General features: G+C 40.5%; 25 protein-coding genes and 1 pseudogene. 22 read left to right on the forward strand and 4 right to left on the reverse strand.

Annotated elements, in window-relative coordinates; genetic code table 11:
• Positions 1-3 precede the first annotated feature (3 nt).
• The 9 genes from lysS to NTZ93_02995 are packed head-to-tail and all read left to right on the forward strand — an operon-like array spanning position 4 to position 10,709.
• Positions 4-2,190, forward strand: coding sequence for a lysine--tRNA ligase (gene lysS, locus NTZ93_02955; protein ID MCX6816797.1), 2,187 nt, complete (start codon positions 4-6; stop codon positions 2,188-2,190).
• A complete protein-coding gene (locus tag NTZ93_02960; protein ID MCX6816798.1) occupies positions 2,174-2,950 on the forward strand; it encodes a Nif3-like dinuclear metal center hexameric protein in 777 nt (258 codons plus the stop codon). Before lysS ends, NTZ93_02960 begins: the two co-directional genes overlap by 17 nt.
• Positions 2,947-3,519 (forward strand): HD domain-containing protein, encoded by a 573-nt coding sequence (locus NTZ93_02965; GenBank protein MCX6816799.1) that lies wholly within the window; start codon positions 2,947-2,949, stop codon positions 3,517-3,519. The genes NTZ93_02960 and NTZ93_02965 overlap by 4 nt, the downstream gene beginning before the upstream one ends.
• Positions 3,520-3,526: 7 nt before the next feature.
• Positions 3,527-4,771, forward strand: coding sequence for a serine--tRNA ligase (serS, locus tag NTZ93_02970; protein ID MCX6816800.1), 1,245 nt, complete (start codon positions 3,527-3,529; stop codon positions 4,769-4,771).
• The gene (locus NTZ93_02975; protein ID MCX6816801.1) at positions 4,758-5,411 is read left to right on the forward strand and encodes a hypothetical protein; all 654 of its coding nucleotides are present in this window, start codon (positions 4,758-4,760) and stop codon (positions 5,409-5,411) included. The genes serS and NTZ93_02975 overlap by 14 nt, the downstream gene beginning before the upstream one ends.
• 9 nt (positions 5,412-5,420) lie before the next feature.
• On the forward strand, positions 5,421-8,150 hold the full coding sequence (gene secA / locus NTZ93_02980) for a preprotein translocase subunit SecA (GenBank protein ID MCX6816802.1): 2,730 nt from the start codon (positions 5,421-5,423) through the stop codon (positions 8,148-8,150).
• 49 nt (positions 8,151-8,199) lie between these two features.
• On the forward strand, positions 8,200-9,144 hold the full coding sequence (locus NTZ93_02985) for a Fic family protein (GenBank protein ID MCX6816803.1): 945 nt from the start codon (positions 8,200-8,202) through the stop codon (positions 9,142-9,144).
• A gap of 21 nt (positions 9,145-9,165) precedes the next feature.
• Complete coding sequence (locus tag NTZ93_02990) at positions 9,166-9,960, forward strand: ATP-binding cassette domain-containing protein (GenBank protein ID MCX6816804.1); 795 nt, start codon at positions 9,166-9,168, stop codon at positions 9,958-9,960.
• Between the two features lie 2 nt (positions 9,961-9,962).
• Positions 9,963-10,709 carry an ABC transporter permease gene (locus NTZ93_02995; protein ID MCX6816805.1) on the forward strand — a complete coding sequence of 249 codons (747 nt, stop codon included), beginning with the start codon at positions 9,963-9,965 and terminating at the stop codon, positions 10,707-10,709.
• A 1-nt stretch (position 10,710) separates the two neighbouring features.
• Here NTZ93_02995 and NTZ93_03000 read toward each other — a convergent pair whose 3' ends face one another.
• From NTZ93_03000 to NTZ93_03010, 3 genes are read right to left on the reverse strand one after another with little or no spacing between them, the layout of a single operon-like run.
• Positions 10,711-11,646, reverse strand: a complete 936-nt coding sequence (locus NTZ93_03000; GenBank protein MCX6816806.1) for a CapA family protein — start codon at positions 11,644-11,646, stop codon at positions 10,711-10,713.
• 2 nt (positions 11,647-11,648) lie between these two features.
• Positions 11,649-12,425: a type I methionyl aminopeptidase gene (gene map / locus NTZ93_03005; GenBank protein ID MCX6816807.1), complete on the reverse strand. Its 777-nt coding sequence runs from the start codon at positions 12,423-12,425 to the stop codon at positions 11,649-11,651.
• Between the two features lie 3 nt (positions 12,426-12,428).
• Positions 12,429-13,634 (reverse strand): aminopeptidase, encoded by a 1,206-nt coding sequence (locus NTZ93_03010; GenBank protein MCX6816808.1) that lies wholly within the window; start codon positions 13,632-13,634, stop codon positions 12,429-12,431.
• A gap of 45 nt (positions 13,635-13,679) precedes the next feature.
• On the opposite strand from NTZ93_03010, the gene NTZ93_03015 reads away from it, so the two are divergent.
• Positions 13,680-14,213 (forward strand): 2'-5' RNA ligase family protein, encoded by a 534-nt coding sequence (locus NTZ93_03015; GenBank protein ID MCX6816809.1) that lies wholly within the window; start codon positions 13,680-13,682, stop codon positions 14,211-14,213.
• Here NTZ93_03015 and NTZ93_03020 read toward each other — a convergent pair.
• Entirely contained in the window at positions 14,203-14,607 is a 405-nt protein-coding gene (locus NTZ93_03020; GenBank protein ID MCX6816810.1) for a hypothetical protein, read from the reverse strand. The two genes, NTZ93_03015 and NTZ93_03020, sit on opposite strands and share 11 nt — an antisense overlap.
• Before the next feature lie 32 nt (positions 14,608-14,639).
• Between NTZ93_03020 and NTZ93_03025 the strand changes: the two genes are divergently transcribed.
• From NTZ93_03025 to NTZ93_03080, 12 genes and pseudogenes are all read left to right on the forward strand, one after another.
• Positions 14,640-15,239, forward strand: coding sequence for a PsbP-related protein (locus NTZ93_03025; GenBank protein ID MCX6816811.1), 600 nt, complete (start codon positions 14,640-14,642; stop codon positions 15,237-15,239).
• The gene (locus NTZ93_03030; GenBank protein ID MCX6816812.1) at positions 15,232-17,430 is read left to right on the forward strand and encodes an ATP-dependent Clp protease ATP-binding subunit; all 2,199 of its coding nucleotides are present in this window, start codon (positions 15,232-15,234) and stop codon (positions 17,428-17,430) included. Before NTZ93_03025 ends, NTZ93_03030 begins: the two co-directional genes overlap by 8 nt.
• Entirely contained in the window at positions 17,427-18,437 is a 1,011-nt protein-coding gene (gene prfB / locus NTZ93_03035) for a peptide chain release factor 2 (protein ID MCX6816813.1), read from the forward strand. Before NTZ93_03030 ends, prfB begins: the two co-directional genes overlap by 4 nt.
• Positions 18,438-18,472: 35 nt before the next feature.
• Positions 18,473-18,952, forward strand: coding sequence for a hypothetical protein (locus NTZ93_03040; GenBank protein ID MCX6816814.1), 480 nt, complete (start codon positions 18,473-18,475; stop codon positions 18,950-18,952).
• Entirely contained in the window at positions 18,949-19,635 is a 687-nt protein-coding gene (ftsE, locus tag NTZ93_03045; protein ID MCX6816815.1) for a cell division ATP-binding protein FtsE, read from the forward strand. Before NTZ93_03040 ends, ftsE begins: the two co-directional genes overlap by 4 nt.
• Positions 19,632-20,510 carry a permease-like cell division protein FtsX gene (locus NTZ93_03050; protein ID MCX6816816.1) on the forward strand — a complete coding sequence of 293 codons (879 nt, stop codon included), beginning with the start codon at positions 19,632-19,634 and terminating at the stop codon, positions 20,508-20,510. The genes ftsE and NTZ93_03050 overlap by 4 nt, the downstream gene beginning before the upstream one ends.
• A gap of 702 nt (positions 20,511-21,212) precedes the next feature.
• Positions 21,213-21,302: pseudogene (locus NTZ93_03055) on the forward strand (M23 family metallopeptidase).
• 407 nt (positions 21,303-21,709) lie between these two features.
• Positions 21,710-22,636 carry a lamin tail domain-containing protein gene (locus tag NTZ93_03060; GenBank protein ID MCX6816817.1) on the forward strand — a complete coding sequence of 309 codons (927 nt, stop codon included), beginning with the start codon at positions 21,710-21,712 and terminating at the stop codon, positions 22,634-22,636.
• The gene (locus tag NTZ93_03065; GenBank protein ID MCX6816818.1) at positions 22,614-22,985 is read left to right on the forward strand and encodes a VanZ family protein; all 372 of its coding nucleotides are present in this window, start codon (positions 22,614-22,616) and stop codon (positions 22,983-22,985) included. The genes NTZ93_03060 and NTZ93_03065 overlap by 23 nt, the downstream gene beginning before the upstream one ends.
• The gene (galE, locus tag NTZ93_03070) at positions 22,982-23,914 is read left to right on the forward strand and encodes a UDP-glucose 4-epimerase GalE (protein ID MCX6816819.1); all 933 of its coding nucleotides are present in this window, start codon (positions 22,982-22,984) and stop codon (positions 23,912-23,914) included. Before NTZ93_03065 ends, galE begins: the two co-directional genes overlap by 4 nt.
• The gene (locus NTZ93_03075) at positions 23,911-24,507 is read left to right on the forward strand and encodes a hypothetical protein (GenBank protein ID MCX6816820.1); all 597 of its coding nucleotides are present in this window, start codon (positions 23,911-23,913) and stop codon (positions 24,505-24,507) included. The genes galE and NTZ93_03075 overlap by 4 nt, the downstream gene beginning before the upstream one ends.
• Positions 24,508-24,600: 93 nt before the next feature.
• Complete coding sequence (locus NTZ93_03080) at positions 24,601-24,774, forward strand: hypothetical protein (protein ID MCX6816821.1); 174 nt, start codon at positions 24,601-24,603, stop codon at positions 24,772-24,774.
• Positions 24,775-24,789: the final 15 nt, after the last annotated feature.

Genomic DNA, 24,789 nt, shown 5'->3' on the forward strand with positions numbered 1-24,789 from the left:
GATATGTTTTGGGCAGATGAATTGGCTGACGAAATCATTAAATCAGGGAAATATAAACCTTATCATGTTGATGACATGAAAACGCCTTCGGGCAAAATTCATGTCGGTGCCTTAAGAGGGGTAGTGGTCCACGACTTAATTTACCAAGCTTTGCTCAAACGAAAAGTTAAAGCCAGCTATAGCTGGGTATTTAACGACATGGATCCAATGGATGCTTTCCCTTATTACTTAGCACCGGAATTTAAACAACAGATGGGAAAACCCTTATGTCAAATCCCCTCGCCGGAACCAGGATATCAGTCTTTGGCAGAAGGTTATGCCAAACAGTTTATTAAAGTCTTTAATGATTTGGGGGTGAAGCCGGAAATTATCTGGTCAAGCCAGTTTTACCGGCAGGGGAAATTTAATGAGATTATCCGGCAGGCTTTGGATAAGGTCGAAAAAATCAGACAGCTTTATCACGAAATTTCCGGCTACGACAAACCGAAAAATTGGTACCCTTACCAAGTAATTTGCCCTAAATGCGGCAAAATCGGGTCAACGATGGTGACTGACTGGGACGGCAAAATGGTCAGTTTTGAGTGTAAAAAGGATTTGGTCACCTGGGCAACTGGCTGCGGCTTTAAAGGCAAAATTGAACCGATTAATGCCAACGGCAAACTGATGTGGAAAGTGGATTGGGCCGCCCACTGGAAAGTGATCGGGGTGACGATTGAGGGCGCCGGTAAAGATCATATGAGTAAAGGCGGTTCGCACGATTTATCCTCAGTCATCTGTGAACAGGTATTTAACTATCCCTCTCCGTTTGCTTTTAGCTATGAATGGTTTTTGGCTAAGGGCGGAGCAAAAATGTCGTCTTCCAAGGGTGTGGGGGTGTCGGCGGTAGAAATCAGCCAAACACTGCCGCCGGAAATTTTAAAATTTTTAATGGTAAAAACCAATTACCGGCGGGCAATTATTTTTGATCCGGCAAATAATGAAACAATTTTAAAATTGTTTGATGATTATGATGCCACCTTACCTCACAAAAATTTGCCCAGATTCAGAGATGTGGTTCAATATCTGCAGGACCCAAAAATTGATTTGAAAAAACAGTTTGCAAAAGCCAACAAAAAAGAATTGGAAAAACGAATTAAATATGGCAAAATCTGGCTGGATAAATATGCACCCGAAGAACAAGTTTTTCAAACAACTAAAGAAATTCCTGAATTTGTCGGGACTTTTACAAATACACAGCGTGAGATATTAACCAAAGCACATATTATCGCAATAGAAGCTAAATCACCTGAGGAGATTCAGCAAAAAATTTATGAGGAAGCTAAAACAATTGGGTTATCAACCAGTAAAGCGTTTGGAACAATTTACCAAGCAACAATAGGAAAAGATTATGGACCAAAAGCCGGATGGTTACTTTTTAACAATCAGCAAGCAATTAAAAGATTGGATGAAGCGGCTAAATTTAAACCAGCAGAAATCAAGTCAACAAAAACTGATTTAATTAAATTAAGTCCGGAGTTTGTGAAAAAATACCCTTCGGCCAGTGTTGGGTTTGCTTTAATTAAGGGTGTTAAAATCGGGAAAATAAATACTGAGCTGGAAAAAGAAAAACAAGACTTTTTAAAAACAGTCAACGGCTTAACCACGGAGGCCTTGAATCAATCTCCGGAAATCCTGAGTTATCGAAAAATGTATAAACAAATGGGGGTAGATTGGCACTCAAAACGGCCCAGCCCGGAAGCACTTTTAAGACGAATTGCCACCGGTAAAGGCTTATATAACCCGATTAATGTCATTGTCGATGCCTATAATTTGATCGTTATGAAAAATAAAGTTTCCTGCGGGGCTTTTGATAGCGATAAAATTAAATTTCCCAGTGTGGTTCAAATAGCTCAGGGAGGGGAAACAGCTTTATTTCTCGGAGATAATCAACCAACGGTTTTAAAACCCGGCGAAGTTTGTTATTTTGACCAATTAGGGCCTTATAACATGGATTATAATTATCGGGATGCTACCAGAGCGTTAGCCACGGAAAAAACCAAAAATGTTTGGGTTAACGTTGACGGCATATATGAAATTACACCGGATAAAGTTCAAAAAACAGTGGAAGAAACAATCGCAATTATTATTAAATACTGCGGAGGCCAGGTGCTAGAAAAAGGCATCCTGGTGGCTAATGATCAAACGCGATGAATTAATTAAATTTGTTTATCAAACGATTGGCGAAGAACTAATCCAAAAAGCGCTGATTAAAGACGAGGTGGCCAACGGCGTGCAGTTTTTGGGCAGTGAAGAAATAAATAAAGTGGCTTTAGGGGTCAGCTGCAATGAAGAGTTTTTGCTAGGGGCGGTAAAAGCCGGAGCGAATTTCTGTATTTTCCACCACGGGCTGGATACCCGAGTTTGGAAATCCCGTTTTCCTTTGTTTGCTCAAAAAAGATTAAAAGTTGTTATCGAAAATAAACTAACAATAATGGGGTTACATTACTCTTTAGACAGCCATCCGAAAATCGGCAATAATGCCACTATAATTCGTTTGCTGGGGGCAGAAATTAAAGAAACTTTATTTGAAGAATGGGGCTATACAGCCACTTTTAATCAACCACAAGACATTAAAGGATTGTTGGATAAATGCCAAAAATTATTTAATCATAAGGTTTTTAGCGTCCTGGCCGGGCCAAGCAAAGTGACAACAATAGGCGTAGTTTCCGGGGCCGGAAAACCAGATATGGCAGAGTTGGCAGAAATAGAAAGTAAAGGGGTCCAATTATATATTTCCGGAGAAACCAGCGAGTGGATTGTTCATCAAATAAAAGAGTCGGAAATCAATTATTTTTGCGGCGGACATTACGCGACCGAAGTTTTCGGGGTAAAAGAACTAGCTAAAAAAATTAAAGAAAATTACCAAAATAAACTGGAAGTGGAATTTATCGACATTCCTAATGAAATATGATTTCCAGAGAAGAAGTTTTAGTTTTAATCAGAAAATACATTAAGACAGAAAATACAATCAAGCACATGTTGGCCACGGAAGCGATTATGCGGGCGTTGGCGAGAAAATTTGAGCCGGAAAAAGAAGATATTTGGGGAATGGCTGGTTTAATCCATGATTTGGATTACGAAGTGATTAAGGATAAGGAAAAAGAGCACGGCAAAAAAACCGTGGAGATTTTAAAACAGGAGAAAGTGGATTTACCGGAAGAAGTCTACGCGACAATTTTAGCCCATTGCTGTAATCTTTATCCGGAATATCAGCCGAAAAATAAAATGGAGTGGAGTTTATTCATCAGCGATTCTTTAACCGGTTTAATCACCGCCACAACTTTAGTCCGGCCTGACCGAAAACTAGCCAGTGTAGAAGTAAAATCAGTCATGAAAAAGTTTAAACAAGCGGCATTTGCTGCCGGAACCAGAAGAGAAGAAATTGCTCTCTGTGAAGAAAAATTAGGCATTCCCCTGGCCGAATTTGTCGAGTTAAGCCTTAAAGCCATGCAGGCAATTAGCAATGATTTAGGGTTATAATTTCACTATGTTAGATATTCAATTCATTAGAGACCATCCGGATAAAGTTAAAGAGTCGACGACAAATAAAAACTACGACCCGAAAATCGTGGATGAAGTGTTGAAAGTAGATAAAACCAGGCGGGAGTGGCTGCAAAAAATTGAAAGCTTAAGAGCTGAGCGTAATCAATTGACCAAGGAAGGAAAACCCCACTCCGCCAAGGCTACGCGGGGCAAGGAGATTAAAAAAGAACTAAAAAAGCTTGAGCCAGAATTAAAAGAAGCCGAAATAAAATTTAAAGATAAATTAAATCAAATCCCTAATTTATGTTCGGCTAAAGCGCCGGTCGGCAAAAGCGAAAAAGACAATAAAGAGGTAAAAAAGTGGGGTGAAGTGAAAAAATTCAATTTTCCAGTAAAGGATCATTTGGAGTTAGGGAAAAATTTAGGAATTTTGGATTTTGAGACCGGGGCAAAAGTGGCCGGTTCACAATTTTATTTTCTTTATGGAGACGGAGCAAGATTGGAGCTAGCTTTGATTCAATATGCTTTTGATTTACTGTCCAAAGAAGGGTTTTTACCGGTTATTACCCCAGACTTGGCCAAAAGCAGATATTATTTAGGCACAGGCTATATCCCCAAAGGCAAAGAGGCACAAACCTATGAAATAAAAGACCAAGATTTAGGGTTAATTGCTACGGCTGAAGTCACTTTAGCCGGAAAACACAGCGATGAGGTGATTTTGGAAAATAAACTGCCTTTAAAATATATCGGTTATTCGCATTGTTTTAGGCAGGAACAAGGTGCTTACGGCAAATACTCTAAAGGCCTTTACCGCGTCCACCAGTTTACTAAAGCGGAAATGTTTATTTACTGTAAACCGGAAGATTCGGATAAATACCATGAATATTTGCTGACAATGGAGGAAAAAATCTACCAGGGATTAGGGCTACCCTACCGAATAGTGGAAATGTGCACCGGCGACTTGGGGGCAATGGCTGCAAGAAAACTGGACATTGAAGCTTGGATGCCCAGCCGCAATGAATACGGCGAAGTCACTTCCACCTCCAACTGCACTGATTATCAAGCCCGCAACTTAAATATTAAGTTTAAAGGTAAAGAAAAAAATGAATATGTCCATATGTTAAACGGAACGGCGATCGCTACCTCCAGAACGCCGTTGGCAATTTTGGAAAACTACCAAACGAAAGCTGGATACGTGGAAATACCTAAAGTTTTACAAAAATATATGGGTAAAAATGAAATTTCTTAAAAATTTATTCCCCCATTTAATTAAAGACTATCACTTGCCGATTAACGGATTAATTGAAGTGGTGATGGCTCTAAACAGGCCAAGGTTAATGATCGGCGGCATGATCCAATCCGGCGGATTAGTCCGGGCGATTTGGGAAAAAGCCCTAAAAAATCTAAAAAATATCCAAAAGAAAATTGATAATGTTTTAATCATTGGTTTGGGTTGCGGCGATTGCGCTTTTGAGGTGCAAAAATATTATCCGGAGGCCCAGATGAAAGGCTTAGAAATTGACGATAAAGTCGTCGAAGCGGCCCAATGTTATTTTAATCTAGCCACTGTCAAAAATCTAAAAATTAGCATTGAAGATGGAGCCAAATATTTAACTAAAATCGTCAAACAAAAAAATAAAATTAAGTTCGATTTGGTCATCATTGATGCTTACTTAGGGAAAACCATGCCGAAAAATTTCAGAACCAAGATATTTTTTACCCAACTCAAGAAAATATTAGCCACTAACGGGGTAGTAATTTATAATCATTTGTTTTTTGGAGAACATAAAAATCAGGCGAAAATTTTTATCAAAGAACTAGAAAATATTTTCCGCAAGATTACTTTACTAAGGACCGCTAGCAACCTGTTGATTTTCGGCTGGCAATAAACATAAAGAATGTTTAAATTTTTAAGCAAGCTTTTTGATACCAATAAAAAGGAGTTAAAAAAACTTAGAGTTTTGGTGGAAAAAATCAATAACTTATCCAGCCAAGTTCAAAAGTATAAATTAACGGAATTTAAACAAAAAACAACGGAGTTAAAAAAAAGACTGGCCAAGGGAGAAACCCTAGACAGTTTGATGCCGGAAGCTTTTGCTCTGGCCCGGGAAGCGGCAGACAGAACCATAAATTTAAGGCCATTTGACGAACAATTGATGGCGGCAATTTGTTTTCACGAGGGTAAAATTGCGGAACAAAAAACCGGAGAAGGCAAGACTCTATCGGCCGTTCCGGCTTTGTATTTAAACGCCTTAACCCAAAAAAGTTGTCACTTAGTCACGGTCAACGATTATTTAGCCCGCCGCGACGCCGGCTGGAATGGACCGGTTTTTAACCTTTTAGGAGTATCGGTGGGAGTAATTATTCACGAAAAAGCGTTCATTTTTGATCCGGATTTTACCGACGATTCCGTAGATGATCTTAAATTAAAACATTTAAAAGAAGTCAGCCGCCAAGATGCTTATAAGGCGGATATTACTTACGGCACCAATAATGAATTTGGTTTTGATTATTTAAAAGACAACATGGTGCAAAGCCTGGACCAAATGGCCCAGCGCGGACACTATTTTGCCATTGTTGACGAAGTGGATTCAATTTTAATTGATGAAGCCAGAACGCCGTTAATTATTTCGGCGCCGGATACCGAACCGACGCAGAAATACTACCAATTTAGCGCTTTAGTAGCGAGCTTATCGAAAGACATGGATTATGAAAGTGACGAAAAACACAAAACCGTTAATTTAACCGAGCATGGGATTAAAAAAATCGAGAAAAAACTGGGAGTGGAAAATTTGTATGAAAAAGATTTTGAAACCATTCATCATCTGGAACAAGCTTTAAAAGCCCGCGAACATTTCCAACGGGATAAAGATTATGTGGTCAAAGACGACGAAGTAATTATTGTGGATGAGTTTACCGGCAGATTGATGTTCGGCCGGAGATTTTCCGAAGGATTACATCAGGCAATCGAGGCCAAAGAAAATGTCACCATTAAGCAAGAATCAAAAACCCTGGCAACGATTTCATTCCAAAATTATTTTAGGATGTACGAAAAATTGGCCGGCATGACCGGAACGGCGGCAACCGAGGCGGAAGAATTTAAAAAAATTTACAATCTGGAAACGGTGGTGATTCCGACGCACATGCTGATGATAAGGAAAGATTTTCCGGACATGGTGTATAAAACTACCAGAGCAAAATACGCAGCAATCGTGGCCGAGATTAACGAACGGCACGCCAAAGGCCAACCGATATTAATCGGGACAACTTCGATTGAAAAAAATCAAATTATTGATGAATTTTTAAAACGTAAAAAAATCCCCCACCAGATTTTAAACGCCAAAAATCATGAAAAAGAAGCCAGTATTATTGCCCAAGCCGGTAGTGTCGGGGTAGTAACGGTAGCCACCAATATGGCCGGCCGGGGCGTGGATATTGTTCTGGGCGGCGACCCCAGCGGCCATAAAGATAAAAAGGCGTGGCAGAAGGCTCATAATGAAGTGGTTAAATTTGGCGGTTTACACGTTATCGGCGTGGAGCGGCATGAATCACGACGGATCGATAATCAGCTTAGGGGTCGGTCAGGCCGGCAAGGCGATCCTGGGTCTTCCAGGTTTTATGTGTCTTTGGAAGATGATATTATGCGGATTTTCGGCGGCGAACAAATTTCTAGGTTGATGACGACTTTAAAAATGCCGGAAGACGTTCCCCTGGAGCACCCGATGGTATCCAAAGCGATTGAACAAGCTCAGGTCAAAGTAGAAAGTTTTTACTTTGACTCAAGAAAAAATCTGGTCGAATACGACGACGTGATGAATAAACAGAGAGAAATTATCTATAAAAAACGAAAACAAATTATCGAGGAAGAAAATTTAAAAGAAAAAATGATCGGTCTTGTCAATAAAGAAGTTGACGATTTGGTAGTAAAAAATACGAACCCTGTAACTCGCGAATTAGACACAGAGAACTTGGCTAAAGATTTAGTTCTAATTATCCCCTTTGACCCAGATTCGCAAAAACGAATCCAAAAACAACTGGAAAAACAGCCGGAAGATTTAAAACAAATTGTTGCCAAAACCTATGAACAAAGAGAGACGCAGTTAACTCCTTCATTAATGAGGCAAGTGGAAAAATTAATGATGCTGAATACCATCGATCACCTGTGGATTGACCACCTGGACGCCATTGACGATTTACGGGAAGGGATTGGCTTGCGGGGTTACGGCCAAAGAGATCCGCTGGTGGAGTACAAAGGCGAAGCATTTACGATGTTTGAGCGGTTGGTTAAAACGATTGATTTTGAAGTGGCTAGGCGCATTTTTAGAGTTCAAGTCATGGAGCAACCCCGGCCACAACCGATGACTCAAGCCCAAGAAACAAAACCGGATTTACCTAAACCGTCTGCTCCAATAACCCCAACTTCGGCTTTTGCGAGCGCCTTTGCCAAAGCCGGCCAAAATTCACCTGCAAGGAGAGAACCTGTAGGTACGAATCCCCCTTCGCCAGAGGCTTCGGAGGGACGCAAGCGAAAATTGGGCCGGAATGATCCCTGCTGGTGCGGTAAAATTGACGCCAACGGCAAACCGGTCAAGTGGAAGAAGTGCCATTATCCCCAACAAGCACAGTAATATTTTCTAATATCTTCCAATATCTTCTAAAATCTTCTAAAATAATCCAATGAAGCAATTATTGCAGGAATTGGAAGCTTTACGTTTCGCTTTTAAATTAATTAAACCACCGGCGGTCGTGGTAGAAAATATCCGCCGGGAATCACTGTTAAAAAGTTCTCTTTATTCAGCGAAAATCGAAGGTAACCAATTGTCTTACGAGACAATTAAAACCAATCTGAATAATAAAACTAAAGCTAAACTGGAAGTATTTAATTTATTGACTGCTTATAAATATGTTTATTCTAAAAAGGCCCAAAAAAAAATTTCTTTATCTTTAATAAAAGATCTTCATTTAAAAACGATGAAGAATTTAATGCCTCATCCTGGAGAATTCCGTCATGAAGCCAGTGCGATTTTTAATCAAGCCGGGGTGGCAATTTATTTGACACCGCCGCCAACGGAAATTATTGACCGACTTAACCGGTTAATCAAACAGCTAAATCAATCCCCTGAACAGACACTAATAAAAGCAGTCATGACCCATTTTTGGTTTGAAAAAATCCATCCTTTTATTGATGGCAACGGCCGGGTCGGCAGATTATTGACTGCCGCAATTATGAACCAAGGGGGATTTGGATTTAACGGTTTAGTATCAATTGAAGAAGCGATAAATGATAAAAAGGACGTTTATTACCAAGCCTTAAATGAAACAAAAAATTACCAACACTTAACTGAGTTTTTACTAAATCTTTACCTTGAACAGGGTAAAAAAGTTTTTACTAAATTAACCCAACCGCAAACAGAAGAAGAATCGACATTGCCGTTGAGGCGTCAGGAAATATTAAATATTCTTAAAGATCACCCCTATGCCAGCTTTGATTTTATTCAGCGGCGGTTTTTGTCAATCAATCCGAAAACCCTCCATTATGATTTAAAAAAACTCCAAGAGCAAAAGTTAGTAATAAAAATCGGTTCTACCCGTGGCGCAGTCTATCAGCTGATTTTCAGGTAAACCTACTAATATTCTGATATTATGTTAAACATGATTGAAGTGAAAAACTTAGTAAAAAAATTCGGCAAATTCACAGCGGTTGATAAAATTTCTTTTGCGGTGAAAGCCGGAGAAATATTTGCGTTTTTAGGGCCAAACGGCGCCGGGAAAACCACCACGATTAAAATGCTGACAACGATGTTGAAACCAACAGCAGGACAGATCAGCGTTAATGGTTTTGATCCAATCACTCAGCAAGACAGTGTCCGCCATTCTTTCGGCATCGTTTTCCAAGACCAAAGCTTGGATGACGAATTGACGGCAAGGGAAAATTTAAGTTTCCACGGCGTGTTATATAAAGTGCCGAAAGATCTAAGAGAAAAAAGAATTAAAGAGTTGTTACAAATCGTGGAATTGTATGACCGAAGAAACGCGCTGGTAAAAACTTTTTCCGGCGGAATGAAACGACGTTTGGAAATCGCCCGAGGCTTACTCCATCACCCAAAAATATTTTTCCTGGATGAACCAACTATCGGCTTGGACCCGCAAACCCGAAAGCATATTTGGGACTATATCTTAACTTTAAATAAAAAAGAGGGAATTACCATCTTTTTTACCACCCAATATATTGAAGAGGCAGAAAAAATCGCCCAAGAGGTGGCAATCATTGACAATGGAAAAATTGTCGGTCAGGGAACAGTGGAGGAACTGAAGCAAAAAACGAAAACGAAAACTTTAGAAGAAGCTTTTCTAAATATAACCGGGCACGAAATCCGAACCGAAGAAGCCAGCGGTCTAGAACATATGCGGATGAACCGCAGGATGTGGAGGCACTAAATATGAGCACAATTTATATTCTGTGGTTAAGACAACTAAAAAGATATTTAAGATCAAAGTCAAGAATTTTCGGCTCGCTGGGCCAACCGCTCTTGTTTTTAGTAGCATTAGGGTTTGGCTTAGGCCCGGTGTTCCAAAAAGCCGGCCAGGGCAATTACATCCACTTTTTGGCGCCGGGAATTATCGCCATGAGCGTTTTATTCACTTCAATATTTTCCGGAATCGAAATTATCTGGGACCGGCAGTTCGGTTTTTTGAAAGAAACTTTGGTAGCGCCGGTATCCAGATTAAATATTATGATCGGTCGGACTTTGGGCGGGGCGACAATTGCTGTTGGCCAGGGGTTAATAATTTTTTTAATTTCTTTATTAATCGGTTTTAAGCCGCAAAGTCTGACTGGAGTAATAATGGGCTTGTTAATTATGCTGATTACGGCAATTTTATTTACGGCCTTAGGCACAGCGATTGCCAGTAAAATGGAGGATATTCACGGTTTTCAGCTAATTATGAATTTTTTAATTATGCCGCTCTTTTTCCTCTCGGGAGCTTTATTCCCCTTGCAGGATTTACCTAGAGTTTTAAGCATTATTACCAGGATCGATCCTTTGTCTTACGCTATCGACGGCATGCGGGCGGCATTCTTGGGAACGTCACAGTTTAGTTTAGGATTCAATTTAGGTATTCTGACTGGTTTGGCCTTGTTGTTATTAGCTATCGGCGGCTATTTCTTTTCGAAAATAGAAATCTAAATCATTGAGTGGCAGACAAAATCGTTTGGCCGCTGGGAAGAAGATCAACATAATCCTCTTGAGTGGAAGTAGATATTAAATTTTCCGGGTCAGTAGTAACGCTAACTAACATTCCTTTTCGGGTTTGCGGACTGAAATACTGGTCGTAAACAAAGTTACCTAAAGAATAATAAATCGGCTGCCCCTGATAAATTTCCGATTGCTGAATCACGTGCGGATGGGTACCGATAACCAAGTCAGCGCCGTTGTCGATGAATTGATGAGCCATGGCCTGGATTGTGGGGCTAGCAATCGGCTGATATTCTTCCCCCCAATGACAAAAAACAATTAAAACATCAACCCGGGGCCGAAGGGTTTGTAAATCTTCCAGAGCCGCTGACAGAGAGTCGCTGGCAAACTGATTGTAATTAACAAAACCAAAGTTTAACTGGTTAATTTGTTTAACGGCAGACCGGGCGGAATCCGATGCCTGGCCAGTATTACCGAAAAAATCAACTCCGGCAGCAGTTAAATATCCTTTGGTTTGCTTTAAACCGTCGAGACCAAAATTTAAAGTATGATTATTGCCTAGATTAACTAATTTAATGTTATGGCGGGCTAAGACGGCGGCAGTTTCCGGGGCAGAAGTAAACCGGTAATTTTGCGGCGAACCGATAACTGATCCGACACTCACAGAGGGATTATCAGTAATCGGAGTTTCCAGATTAACGATAACTAAATCGGCGCTGAAAAATAAATCTTTAAGCGGGACCAAAATAAAATCATAGCTGTTTTGATCAGCCATTTGACGGATATGGCGGTCAAAGGATAAATCACCGGCAAAAATCAAGTTGACCGGACGGGGCGGAGACGGCATATCCGGAGACGGAATATCCAAGGGCTTTGGCTGAAATAGTCCGACAAACAGTGCAATTATTATCGCCAAAATTTTTTGCATACCTAAATTACCAACGGCCAGTCAAAGGTAGGAGTTAGGACTTCAGGTTGATCTTTCACCACGACCATATATTCAAACATGCCAACTAAACCGCCATCCGTAGTTTTAACTGACCAGCCGTCGTCAGCCTGATAAACCTGATCGCTTTTCTCCACCACTTGATTTTCCAGACAAACTACCATGTTGGGGAGAAAAACTTCCCCCTGATGCGGCTGGCCATGAGCCGGAATTACCGGTTTATCATGCAGGGTGTGACCAATACCGTGACCGGTATATTGTTTTAAAACATCAAAACCGGCCTCTCGGGCAACCTGATGCATATTGTGACCAACGTCACCGGTAGTATTGCCGGGAATAGCTAAAGCAATGCTGGACTGGACTGATTTTTTAGCTGTTTGAAGCAGTTTTTCCTGCTGGGGAGAGATTGATTTAACCCCAACAGTCACACAAAAATCCGTATAATAATTTTGATAAATTAAGCCAAAGTCAATTTTAACCAGGTCGCCGATTTTTAACGGTTCGGTGGGGCTGGGAATACCATGAACAGCAGTATCGTTAACAGAAATACAGGTAGCATACTGATAAGGATTGTCCGGGCGGCCGACCCCTAAAAAAGCCGGCCGGACATGAGCTTCGTGACAAAATTTCTTGGTCAAATCGTCTAATTTCAAGGGTAAAATTCCCGGCTTAACCGATTCCACAATATTCTTGAGAATTTTTAAGGAAATTTTGGCGGCCCGGCGGTAGGTAGTGAAATCCTGGTCGGTTTTAAGGATCATAAATTAAATGACAAATTGACCTTCTTTATATATTACTCTTTTTTGGCCATTGGTTAATTCGGCAGTCACCGTCCTATCAGTGGTAGAAATCATGTCCGTATGCTCGGCCGAATCGTTAAAACCAAGTTTGGCCCAATCTGTGGCGGTTAAATCTGGCGCTTTACCCTTAAAACAATCTTTGTAAGCCATCCCGATGGCTACATGAGTATTGCCAAAAGGGCCGCCGATGTTTTCATCAAATAAAGTCTCGGCCATGACGTGAGTAATCCGGGACAGGCGTTTATCGGTCAGAGAAAATTCACCTAATTTATCAGCGTTGGTACTTTTAAGCATTGCCTGAAGTAACCGATTGCCCTCAACGGCAGAAGCCTTGACAACTAAGCCGCGCTTAAATTCCAGATAAATATTTTTAACAATGTGGCCGTAGCGGTAGAGCGGTTGGTTAAACTTCATCCAGCCTTTTGTCCCGCGCCAATCAGGCGAGGTAAAAATCTCAAAGCTGGGAATGTTGCGGCCGGAACCACCAACCCATTGCCTATTGGCCCCAATTTGAATAATTAAATCAACGTCTTCACCTTTAATATGGACACTTTGAATATTTAAAGTGTTAAGTTTAGTTAAAATTTTTTGCTGTAAGCGACTAACTTTTTTCCAGGCACTGATTGGGTTGGCTTTATCCAAAAAGCAGGCCTGAATAATTTGCTGCCAATAAGCTTTCAGGTTTAAACCGACCAATCTGGCCTTAGCCGGAGTGGCCCAAAGACCTATGGTCCAGGTAAATTTACCCTTGATTTCCTTCTCGTTTAACCAGTCGCGGTAAGGTTTTTGCGAGTCGCGATTTAAAATAATTTTTTTTGGGTTAATTGATTGCAACTCCCGAGGATCAACATCAGCGATAACCCCAAGACTATGATCAATTAAATCGGTCTGGGCCTGAAGGTATTTTTGCGGGAAGTAAGTCAATTGAGTAGGGTTGGCTAAAGAAAGAAAATCCTTGGTAAAACCGGTAGGAATCAAACGCATAATCGGGTGAGCACCGGCTTTTAAGATTGTGTTTTGCAGCTCCCTGGCTAAGGGTTTAGCCACATCCGGAATTGCACACAAAACCACTTCCCCGGCTTTTACGCCCTGGCCGGAGTTTAAGGCATAGTTAACTAAAACTTGAGCATAGCGGCGCAGAATATTGACGGAAGGTTGATAATTTGACATATTGAGGTAGATTTTAACATAAATCAAAAAGATGTTAATGAAAATATGAAGAGATTTAGCTTCTGGCTTTTACCAGACAAAGAAATTCAGGCAGTGTACCAACCAATTATTGACCTGTGGAGCCGCAAACTAAAAACACCGAACTTTGAACCGCATATCACGATTACCACTAATGCGATGTTGAAAGGTGAAGAAAAATCAGTCATGCAAGTAGTGGGGTCAGTAATTAAAAACTTGCAGCCGATTCCAATTGAATTTAGCGAAGTCAGCGTCAGCACCACTTGGGCTCAATGCGTTTTTGCTAGAGTGAAACCAAACTATGAATTATTATTGGCAAACCAATATATTAAAAGTGCGGCTGGGCATCCGGACCCGAGCATGTATACCCCGCACATGAGCTTGGTATATGGTAATTTAGATTTAAAACAAAGGTTGGAGATTGCCGAGAATATAACATTGCCGTTAACTAAATTTGTGGCTCGCAAAATTTGCATTGTCCCGGCCGATGTCAGGAACCCGAAAACCTGGAAACACCTGGCCGAATTTGAATTAAAAAAGAAAGCAATAATTAGGGTTTAATCTGATATTTCTGAACCAGGGTTTTGCCGCTTTTTAGGGCGGTTTTGACTTCCAAAATCATGTCGGTAATATTTTTATGGTAAGTGCAGACGTCTTTGGAACAAGTACCGAAGACCAACTCTTTTTGAGTGTTGCCCTGAGTGGCAGCGTAAGTCCCCTGCACCCCCTGACTGACATTATCAGCCACATAAGTCAGGTTATAAGTAACCGAAGTGGCTTTAGTCATATCATCTAAAACCAATAAAAGCGCCTGGCGGTCAGCCCGAAGTTTGTGCTTGGCAGCGGAAGTAACGGTTGATTGAGGCAGACGGACTAATTTTTTCTTTGCCAAAACCATTGAAGCGGAAAATAAACTTAAAAAAATAATAACAATAACTATCAGTCTCAACTTCATGTCAACCTCATGATATACTGGAAAAAGCGGATATGTCAAAAACAAAGATATTAATCATTGTTTTAATGCTAATTTTGGTCGCGGGAACAATCATTTGGTTGGTAAAACCGAAAACTAAAGAAAATTTTGTCGAACAGGAAATCAGCATTAAACAGACAGAACCGGTGGAAGTGAAAACGGTAACTTATCAAGACAGCAGCGGATTTTCTTTTGAGCATCCGTCAGATTTAAAAATTCAGGAAGTAGAATTGGATGATAAAACCGTGTTTTCTTCTTTAGAAATTACCGGCAACCAACCCGGTAAGTTAAGTTTAAAGATCAGTGACACTAATTTTAAGACCTTAAAAGACTGGCAAAAAGAGTTCGAGCAGAAAAATATTATCATGGATGTACGGGGAATCAGTTTTGACGATATAACCGGCGTTGAATTCACTTACACAGCGCCGAAATTAAGAAAAGCTGTCGCTATCGATAACGCTATAATTTATAGTTTAGAAGCGCCGGCTGACGATGGTTATTGGGATAAAATTCAGGAAGGAATTCTGAATAGTTTTAAGTTTGCTCTGCCAGCTGGCGGAGCAACGGCCACTAATTCCGGGGAAATTACTTTGATCGAAGAGAAGTATGAATAGGTACAAACGACTGGTTAAAAATTTATTGATTTTCCTAGACAACCGCTTGGCTTTGAGTTTAATGCTGCAAATGTTGTTTGTGCCTTTATTCCATGATGTGTCTTTTTTAGGCAGAGTGTTAAGTTTTATTTATCGGGTGGTAAGAATTGTTATTGGCAGTATCGTGATGAGTTTAAGTATTATCGCGATAGGTTTTTGGTTAATTATCTGGCTAATATTATCTCCGATAATTAGCACGATTTCGTGGCTAATAAACTCTGTCAAGAAAAACATAAAAATAGAATCGTCATTAATTAAAGATCCGACGGTTAAAGAAATATTAAAACGCTTGGAAATTGCCGAAACGACGATCAATAATATAGCGCCGGAAATCACCTTTGATGCCAGGAAAATAAAACCGGAACAGTTATTATTAACGATTTTGAAACAAGAAAATTGGCGATATAAAGAAGCACAAGAAACAGTTAAGTGGCTTCAGAAAGAGAAAAGCTGGGGAAGAACCCCATTTATTTGGGATAAAGATTATGAAGCCAGACCGATTGGCGGCATTGACCGGGGTTTAATCGGCATCCCGACGCCGACTTTGGATAAATACAGCGTGGATTTAACCAAATTGGCCCAAAAAAGACAGCTAGCGGAAATGTTCTGTAAAGCCGAAGCCGTAACGCAAATTACCGAAATTTTATCCCGCAGGGAAAAAAATAATGTTTTAGTGGTCGGGGCCCCGGGAAGCGGTAAAACAACTTTGGTAAAAAGTATTGCCCAGGAAATTGTCCGGGGAGTCAAGGCAAAAAGCTTAAAGTTTAAGCGGTTAATTTCGTTAGATGTCAGCCGCTTGGCGGCCGGAGCCGGCAGTGGCGAATTGAACCAAAGAATGACGAAAATTATTGAAGAAATAACCACAGCCGGCAATATTATTCTGTTTGTGGACGAAGTTCATAATTTAGCCTCGATTAACCAAGATTCACCGGAGACCAGTAAAGTCTTTATTGCTTTAGAACCGGCCTTATCTGAAGGCGTCTTCCAGTTTATCGGGGCAACCACAACCGCCAATTATAAAAAAGCGCTGGAACCAAATGAGGCTTTTGCCAGGTTATTTGAGTTGGTAGAACTAAAAGAAGCCGATAATGAACAAACTTTAGCGGTCTTAGAATATCTGGCTTGGGAAAGAGAACAAAAAGAAAAAATAACGGTTTCTTTCCTCGCTCTAAAAAAAATAATTGAGTTGGCGGCTAAGTTAATCCATGACCGGGTTTTTCCGGACAAGGCAGTAAATCTTTTGGATGAGGTGGTGGCCGTGGCCAAAAATCAGGAAAAAACTTTAGTCATTGTTCCGGATGTCGAAAAATTGATTACCCAAAAAACTAAAGTTCCGGTAACACAATTAACTAAAGAGGAAACGGCACTACTTCTTAATTTGGAGAAAAAACTGCACCAGCGGGTCATCGGACAAGATAAGGCGATTAAAGCGGTGGCCGACGCCATCCGGCGGGCAAGAACGGGCCTAAAACAAGACAACAAACCGATTGCCAGCTTTTTGTTTGGCGGGCCAACCGGTGTAGGTAAAACGGAAACCGCCAAAACCTTAGCGGCCGAGTTTTTCGGCTCAGAAAAAGTAATGATACGCTTAGACATGAGTGAATACCAAAATTTAAACAGCTTAGATAGATTGAATAATCAGCTGACCGGGGCGGTGAAACATCAACCCTATACTTTAATCTTGCTGGATGAGCTGGAAAAAGCTCACTCTAAGATTTTAAATCTGTTTTTGCAGGTTTTAGACGATGCTAGGCTTACTGACAGCACTGGAAAAACCATTGATTTTAGTAATACCATTATTATCGCCACCACGAATGCCGGGACTAAAATTGAACAAATTGAGAGTGCTTTTCCGCCGGAATTTTTAAACCGTTTCAGCGGAATAATTGTTTTTGAAACCCTCTCTAAAAAAGAAACCGAGGAGGTCATTAAATTAAAATTAAAAGAGGTGGCAGCAGAATTAGCAAAACAGGAAATTATTGTTAACTTTAATGAGGAGGCGGTAAAAAATTTAATTGCTGATAGCTTTTCGACCAAATGGGGCGGCAGGCAAATTGACAGAACCATTCAGGAAAAAATTACTAATGTTATTGCCGAAAAAATTCTTCAGGGCGAGATTAAGAAAAACCAAGCGTTTGAGTTTAAGGTATGACTGCGCTAATTGACAGGCTGAACCAATTGAAAAAGGCGATTAATTTTGATGGGAAAAAAGCGGAATTGGCGGCGTTAGAAAAGCAAATTCAAGACCCGGATTTCTGGAAAGACCACCAGCGGGCGCAAAATGAGATGAAAAACTTAAGCCGATTACAGGAAGAATTGAGCGAAATAGACAGATTTGAGGAAAAATTAGGGGAAAATCAAGACCAAGCTATTTTAGAGGCGGAATTAGCGAAACTCGAGTTAAAGCGATATTTAGCCGGACCGCACGATCAGGCTGACGCAATTTTAGCCATTCATGCCGGGCAGGGCGGGGTCGAAGCCATGGATTGGGCAGAGATGCTGAAACGGATGTACTTAAGATACAGCGAAAGAAAGGGGTTTAAAACCCAAATATTGCAGGAAAGCCAAGGAGAAGAAGCGGGAATTAAAAGTACGACGATTAAAATTGAAGGCAATCTGGCTTACGGTTATTTAAAGAATGAAAAAGGGACCCATCGTTTAGTCCGACAGTCGCCGTTTAATTCCGACCATTTAAGGGAAACGTCTTTTGCCTTAGTGGAGGTTTTGCCGGTTTTAGAGGAGACGGAAATGGTGACTATCCGCCCGGAAGATTTGGAAATTGAATTTTCCCGCTCGTCCGGGGCCGGCGGCCAGAATGTTAATAAAGTATCGACGTCCGTCAGGTTAAAGCACAAACCGACGGGAATCGTTGTGGAATGCCAAACCCAGAGGTTTCAGGAACAAAACCGGAAGATTGCCATGCAAATTTTAGCGGCTAAGCTTTGGCAGATTGAAGAAGAAAAACGGCAGCTAAACTTAAAAAATCTTAAAGGCGAACACAAACCGGCTTCCTGGGGGAACCAAATCCGTTCCTATGTCCTCCACCCTTATAAACAAGTGAAGGATTTAAGGACCGGCCACACGGAAACTGACCCGGGGAAAGTATTAGATGGCGAGCTGGATAGTTTTATTGAGGCAGAATTGGGACTTGTGGTATGATTAAAGTATATTAATTTTTCGGGGAGGTTCAACCTATGGTCGAAATAAAACCATTAAATTTATCTTCGGATACAACGACGCCAATGATGTCTAAAAAACCACAGGCAAAAAGCAAGGGGAAATTAATCCTCTGGTTTTTAGTAATAATTCTTTTAGGCGCCGGTTCGGGTTTTGGACTATTTCGTTTGAAACAGCCCGGAGGTACGACCGGAGTAAAATATCTGAGCCGAACGGCAACAGATGAAACCATGAAAAAAGGCGCTACTTTTGGCGTCCAAGACGAGAAATCATTTCCAGATTTAGCCGAAGGCCAATTAGTCCAGGGAGGAATTGACGGAGAAGGTTCCCATCATTTAATCAGGGAGGGGGGCGAATCACAAAACGTTTACCTAACCTCATCAATTATCGACTTAGATCAATTTGTCGGGAAAAAGGTTAAAGTTTGGGGACAGACATTTCAAGCGCAAAAAGCCGGCTGGTTGATGGACGTCGGGCGCTTAGAAATTCAAGAATGATTGTTTTTCAAAAAGTCACCAAAATTTTTCCGGACGGAACTCAAGCTCTTCATGAAGCCTCTTTCCAAATAAAAAAGGGTGAGTTTGTGTTTTTCATCGGACCTTCAGGGGCAGGTAAAACCACGGTAATGAAATTATTGCGGCGGGAAATTATCCCCACTCAGGGAGAAATTTTAATTAAAGATAAAAATTTGGCGGAAATTAAACAAAAAGAAATTCCTTTTTTGAGGCGGCAGACAGCCATGTGCTTTCAGGATTTCAAACTATTGGGTGATCGAACGGTAAAAGAAAATGTGGCTTTAAATTTGGAGGTGGAAGGAATTAAAGATGAGGAAATTGATAAAAGAGTTCACGAGGTTTTAAAAAATGTCGGTTTGGAAAAAAAAGGCAATTTTTTCCCGAGGCAGATTTCCGGAGGCGAACTACAGCGGGTGGGAATTGCCCGGGCAATTGTCGGGAAGCCAGATATCCTGTTGGCTGATGAACCGACAGGCAACCTTGATCCTCAAGCCGGTTTTGATATTTTAAAACTATTCAAAGAAATTAACCTAGCCGGGACAACCGTACTGGTCGCCACCCATAACGCCGAAGTGGTAAATAATTTTGAAGAAAGAGTCATTACTTTAAATAAAGGCAAAGTGATAACGGACACGAAGAAAGGAAAGTATAAAATAAAAATATGACCTTTCTTAAAAAAACCTGGACACAGATAAGAAGAAGCCCTTGGCAAAATCTGGCAGCAGTAATGACGACAACTTTAACTTTATTGGTAATCGCCGTTTTTGTCCTGATTTCTTTCGGTTCAATCAAAATTTTGAAATATTTTGAATCGGCCCCTCAGGTAATCGCCTTTTTTAAACCGGGGAAAGATTTAACCGATGCCAATATTGCCAATATCCGGGCGCAGCTGGATAAAACCGGCAAGTTAAATGATTTCCGCTACGTTTCCACCCACGAGGCGGAAGCAATTTATAAAGAAAAAAATAAAGATAATCCCCTGTTGTTGGAATTAGTCGATTATAGTATTCTACCCGCTTCAATCGAGATCTCAGCGAAAGATTTAAAAGATTTAAAGGATTTAAGGCAAATTCTGCAGGTGCAAGATAATGTCGACGAAGTGGTTTATTACGAAGATATTATTAATAACCTGGCCAAATGGATTAACAGCATTAAGACGTTGGGCCTCGGAATAATTATTTATTTGACCGTAGAGTCGATTTTGGTAATTTTGGTGATTACCGGTATGCAGATTGCCTCTAGGCGGGAAGAAATTGAGATTTTACGTCTAATCGGCGCCACTAGTTGGTTTATCAGAAAACCATTTATCTTAACCGGGATAATTTACGGAATCGTGGGTAGTTTTTTGGCCTGGGGAGTGTCATATTTACTGTTACTTTACTCGACACCCTTCTTAACTAATTGGCTCCAGGATATTCCGTTACTCCCGATTCCTTTCTGGTTTATGATGCTGGTACTATTGATTGAATTATTTTTAGGTGCCTTGATCGGAGCAACCGGCGGTTTATTGGCCACACACAGATTTTTAAAAGAAGAATAAAATTAAGCCATGTGGAAAAAAATTTTAGGGATTTGCTTACTGCTATTATGTATATCGACGGTAGAAATTCAGGCTGATGATTGCGCTAATTTTTCTACCGGCAGCAGTGAAAAAGTTAATTGCTACCAAAATAAATTAAACGAGAATCAGGGACAACAAAAAACCTTAAACTCCACCATTGTCTATTTAGACAATAAAATGGCTTTAACCATGGCCCAAATCGCCAAAACCGAACAAGAATTGAAGGTCCTGGAAGAAGACATTGCCACTTTAACGGTAAAAATCAGCCGGCTGGATGAAAACTTAACAGAGATTTCCAAGCTTTTGGTTTCCCGGGTCGGAGCCGGCTATAAAAGAAGTTTATTTAACCCGATACTGATGTTGTTTTCCAGCGATGGGTTAACCAGCTTTATGCAAAAAGCCAAATACCTGGAACTGGCCCAACAAAATGACCGAAATTTGCTAATGGAGCTGCAAAGTACAAAAAACCAACACGAACAGCAAAAACAGCTTGAGGAAGAAAAACAAAAACAAGCGGAAGCTTTAAGACAAACGCTAGCAACGCAAAACTCCAACCTACTGACACAAAAACAAAGCAAGCAACAATTATTAGAAATTACTAAGAATGATGAAAAAACTTACCAACAATCATTAGCAGAGGCACGAGCAGAGCTCGAAGCTTTACTAAATTCTAAGTTTACAGAAAAACGTAATGTGAAAAAAGGGGAAGTTATTGGAATTATGGGTAGCACCGGTAATTCTACCGGTCCGCATTTACACTTTGGTATTTATAATCTAAGGGAAAATGAGAGGGAAAATTTTAATTATTATGCTGACACTAACCCCTATGACTACCTATCATCCAAAACAGTATTATTTGATAGTAAGTCATGTGATGATGTTGGTAATGAGCCTGTTACTAAAACTGTAGGCAATGGAGGCCACGATTGGCCCATGGGGAATATTCGAGTTACGCAATGTTGGGGACATACTCCATATTCATATAAATATCCAAATAACTTTCATAACGGTTTTGACATCGTTGATCCAAATGCCATCGTTAAAACCACTGATGATGGAATTGCTTATTTCTACCGAGGAAGTTCCGCTATGGGCAATAATGTTCGGGTTTTTCACAATGATGGTAAGATGACCCTTTATCTTCATCTTCAATAATTTTTTTTGATACACTATTCTTAATGCCTGCCCGCATAAATAATATACGAACAAAAATTTTCATTAGCGCCCTCACCGGCGCTTTATTTTTAATTACTCCAAATAAAATATTGGGACAAATACGGATTAATGAATTTAGCTCAGACACTTCAAGTGATTGGGTTGAAATTTATAACGACTCTGATAATTCTGTGGATCTGAGCGAATACAGCTTAGTCGATGGTAGTACTTCAGGTAATCCAAAAAGTTTTAACTGCATTTTAGCAGCAAAAGGTTGGACAGTAACAGAATGGAGCAATAAATTAAATCATGACGGCGATATTATTAAATTAAAGAGTGGTGAAAATGTAACTGATTGCGTTAGTTATGGTAACTGGACAGAACAATTTTGTTCAGAAGCAACTCAAGTTACTTTAGCTGAGATTAAAGGAAATGAGGTGGGAGCGCGAAATCCTGACGGCAACGGGACATGGATAGTAACGACAACAGTAACCAAAGATGGTCCTAATGGCGGTGGTCAAAAGGATTCGAATCTTGGTTGTTTTATGCCCAGCCCGTCACCAGCGCCGAGTCCGTCACCCTCATCTACTCCCTCACCAAGTCCTGAACCCAGCCCGAGTCGAAGTCCAAGTCCAACACCATTACCATCAAAATCCCCCAGCCCAAAACCCAGCCCCTCGAGTCCCTCGATTGCACTCGGGACAGGTTCGCTCGGGGTCGTTGATCCATCATTTGATCCTGAAGAAAATTTAATAGCTGAGTTGGCCACGCCTGAAGGCGAGGTTTTGGGGGAAACTGAGCCGGCGACGAAAGCCGGAAAAACCAAAAATCCTTATTTATTATCTTTTGGTCTAATCGGCTTGGGTTTAGCTTTGATGGCTACGACAGTGGTAGTTTTTACAAAAAGCAACCATTATAATAAACCTCATGACACTCAAGGAAAGATTTAAATTGTGGCTGCCGGCAATGATTTGGATGGTAATAATTTTCTTCATATCCGGCCAACCGATTAATAACCCGGGGGTAGCTTTCAGCTGGCTGGATTTTATTTTTAAAAAAACCGGCCATCTGACAGAATACGCTATTTTATACGGATTAATTTTCCGGGCAGTCTCACAAAAAGGAAAATTTACTTATAAAAAAATTTTTATGACTGCGTTTGTTTTAGGCTTGATTTATGCTTTAACTGATGAATGGCATCAGACTTTTGTGACCGGCAGAGAAGGAACCTTAAGAGATGTAGGTTTTGATTCTTTGGGGATGTTGGCCGGATTAATAATCACCAGAAATTGGTTATGAAAATATTAGTGACCGGCGGCAAAGGCTATATTGGCTCGATTACGGCTAGTGCTTTAGAAAAAAACGGACAGAAAGTGGTAATTTTTGATAAAAAAGACGGACAGGATATTCAAGATATCAACAAATTAAAACAACTGTTAGCAACGGAAAAAATCGAGGCGGTGATGCATTTTGCCGCTTATATCGAAATGGGTGAATCAATGACTAATCCGCAAAAATATTTTGAAAATAATTTTGTCGGTTCACAACACTTAATCCAAGCAATGGTAGACACTAAGGTTAAATATTTAATTTTTTCTTCCACCGCCGGAGTGTACGGCAATCCGATCAGAATTCCGATTAAAGAAGATGACCGGAAAGAGCCGGAAAATCCGTATGGACAGTCAAAATTAATGGTGGAGGAAACTTTAGATTTTTATGACCGGATTTACGGTTTAAAATCGATTTCTTTAAGATATTTTAACGCGGCGGGGGCTTCGCCTGCTGGCGAAGGATTAGGAGAAAACCATCAACCGGAAAGCCATTTAATCCCTAACCTGATTAAAGCGATTTTGGAAAACCGGGAGTTCTCTTTGTTCGGCAACGATTATCCGACTAAAGATGGAACTTGTATCCGGGATTACATCCATGTTTTGGATTTGGCCGAGGCGCATATTTTAGCCTTAAAAGCACTTATTTCCGGTCATAAAAGCGAGGTTTATAATGTGGGTGCCGGAAAAGGTTATTCTTCTTTAGAAGTGATCAAAATGGTGGAAAAAGTCAGCGCTAAAAAATTAAAGTTAAAAATCGGACCAAGGCGACCGGGAGATGCTAATGAGTTGGTGGCCGACCCGACAAAAATTCAAAAAGACTTAGGCTGGCGACCAAAATATTCGGATTTAGAAACAATTGTTAGATCTGCCTGGCAGTGGCACAAAAAACAGCTATGAATATGATTGGTTCTGCAATTGAAAAGGGTCTGGGAATTTTAGGGATAAGGGAGAGTGTAAAATTGGTCGCTCCGATTCAAAAACTTGATTTTTCTATTAAAGAAGTAGCCGATCCTGAGTTTTCTGCCATTGTGCAAAAAGAACCGGAGGCAAACAGAATCTTTGTTTTACCTTTTAAGGTTAATTCCTCAGATTATTTTTCTTTTTTGCAATTATTGCAAAATTTAGGTTTTGATAATTTTGCTATGCTGAGTATGCCTCATGGGGAAAAATTATCACCTGTCCATAGCAATATTGCCGGACTTCGCCAACAATTACTGGAAAATCCTATTCCCACAAACAGGAAAAGCGAGCCTAGAAATAAATTTTCTTCACTGAATATTTTCAAATCAGGAAGATTGCACCTGCGTCTATTTGAATTTGGACAAGATACGGTAATTGCGGCACATATCGACCAACCAAATACAGAACATTTAGATATCAGAAAACATCTGGCAAATAAGTTTGTTTCTGATTATCCGGGTGGAGAAACATTGTTTCAGGAATTACTTGAAAATGTAAAATCGGCTTTGGAGCCAAGCATTACTTCCTAACATTCCGTTCCGGAACGGAATAAACGAAACCACCTCTATCACACACCGGGTGTGTGATAAGACTATAGCAAGGTAACGTGTTAAAATGCCTTTATGTGGTTAATCTGGGCGTTGATATCAGGACTGTTTTATACCGGGGATAATTTAATTACCCGCTATATTCTCAAAGGGAATAAAGACGCTTGGGCGTTCTCATTTTATTTTAGTTTTATTGGCGCGCTGGTAAGTTTGCCGCCGTCATCGCCGCCACCCTCGGCGCAATTTTAATCCGCTGGAGCTAAT

The organism is Candidatus Beckwithbacteria bacterium (genome assembly GCA_026397255.1).
GTDB lineage: Bacteria > Patescibacteriota > Microgenomatia > UBA1400 > CG1-02-47-37 > JAPLVF01.

What these genes read in the sequence shown, in the direction of transcription:
- ftsE (MCX6816815.1), top strand. Translation starts at nt 18,949, where the DNA reads ATGATTGTTTTTCAAAAAGTCACCAAAATTTTTCCGGACGGAACTCAA.
- NTZ93_02960 (MCX6816798.1), top strand. Translation starts at nt 2,174, where the DNA reads ATGATCAAACGCGATGAATTAATTAAATTTGTTTATCAAACGATTGGC.
- NTZ93_03080 (MCX6816821.1), top strand. Translation starts at nt 24,601, where the DNA reads ATGTGGTTAATCTGGGCGTTGATATCAGGACTGTTTTATACCGGGGAT.
- NTZ93_03020 (MCX6816810.1), bottom strand. Translation starts at nt 14,607, where the DNA reads ATGAAGTTGAGACTGATAGTTATTGTTATTATTTTTTTAAGTTTATTT.
- NTZ93_03010 (MCX6816808.1), bottom strand. Translation starts at nt 13,634, where the DNA reads ATGTCAAATTATCAACCTTCCGTCAATATTCTGCGCCGCTATGCTCAA.
- NTZ93_03015 (MCX6816809.1), top strand. Translation starts at nt 13,680, where the DNA reads ATGAAGAGATTTAGCTTCTGGCTTTTACCAGACAAAGAAATTCAGGCA.
- NTZ93_03075 (MCX6816820.1), top strand. Translation starts at nt 23,911, where the DNA reads ATGAATATGATTGGTTCTGCAATTGAAAAGGGTCTGGGAATTTTAGGG.
- prfB (MCX6816813.1), top strand. Translation starts at nt 17,427, where the DNA reads ATGACTGCGCTAATTGACAGGCTGAACCAATTGAAAAAGGCGATTAAT.
- galE (MCX6816819.1), top strand. Translation starts at nt 22,982, where the DNA reads ATGAAAATATTAGTGACCGGCGGCAAAGGCTATATTGGCTCGATTACG.
- NTZ93_02990 (MCX6816804.1), top strand. Translation starts at nt 9,166, where the DNA reads ATGTTAAACATGATTGAAGTGAAAAACTTAGTAAAAAAATTCGGCAAA.
- NTZ93_03065 (MCX6816818.1), top strand. Translation starts at nt 22,614, where the DNA reads ATGACACTCAAGGAAAGATTTAAATTGTGGCTGCCGGCAATGATTTGG.
- lysS (MCX6816797.1), top strand. Translation starts at nt 4, where the DNA reads ATGTTTTGGGCAGATGAATTGGCTGACGAAATCATTAAATCAGGGAAA.
- NTZ93_03030 (MCX6816812.1), top strand. Translation starts at nt 15,232, where the DNA reads ATGAATAGGTACAAACGACTGGTTAAAAATTTATTGATTTTCCTAGAC.
- map (MCX6816807.1), bottom strand. Translation starts at nt 12,425, where the DNA reads ATGATCCTTAAAACCGACCAGGATTTCACTACCTACCGCCGGGCCGCC.
- NTZ93_02995 (MCX6816805.1), top strand. Translation starts at nt 9,963, where the DNA reads ATGAGCACAATTTATATTCTGTGGTTAAGACAACTAAAAAGATATTTA.
- NTZ93_02985 (MCX6816803.1), top strand. Translation starts at nt 8,200, where the DNA reads ATGAAGCAATTATTGCAGGAATTGGAAGCTTTACGTTTCGCTTTTAAA.
- NTZ93_03050 (MCX6816816.1), top strand. Translation starts at nt 19,632, where the DNA reads ATGACCTTTCTTAAAAAAACCTGGACACAGATAAGAAGAAGCCCTTGG.
- NTZ93_03060 (MCX6816817.1), top strand. Translation starts at nt 21,710, where the DNA reads ATGCCTGCCCGCATAAATAATATACGAACAAAAATTTTCATTAGCGCC.
- serS (MCX6816800.1), top strand. Translation starts at nt 3,527, where the DNA reads ATGTTAGATATTCAATTCATTAGAGACCATCCGGATAAAGTTAAAGAG.
- NTZ93_03040 (MCX6816814.1), top strand. Translation starts at nt 18,473, where the DNA reads ATGGTCGAAATAAAACCATTAAATTTATCTTCGGATACAACGACGCCA.
- NTZ93_03025 (MCX6816811.1), top strand. Translation starts at nt 14,640, where the DNA reads ATGTCAAAAACAAAGATATTAATCATTGTTTTAATGCTAATTTTGGTC.
- secA (MCX6816802.1), top strand. Translation starts at nt 5,421, where the DNA reads ATGTTTAAATTTTTAAGCAAGCTTTTTGATACCAATAAAAAGGAGTTA.
- NTZ93_03000 (MCX6816806.1), bottom strand. Translation starts at nt 11,646, where the DNA reads ATGCAAAAAATTTTGGCGATAATAATTGCACTGTTTGTCGGACTATTT.
- NTZ93_02965 (MCX6816799.1), top strand. Translation starts at nt 2,947, where the DNA reads ATGATTTCCAGAGAAGAAGTTTTAGTTTTAATCAGAAAATACATTAAG.
- NTZ93_02975 (MCX6816801.1), top strand. Translation starts at nt 4,758, where the DNA reads ATGAAATTTCTTAAAAATTTATTCCCCCATTTAATTAAAGACTATCAC.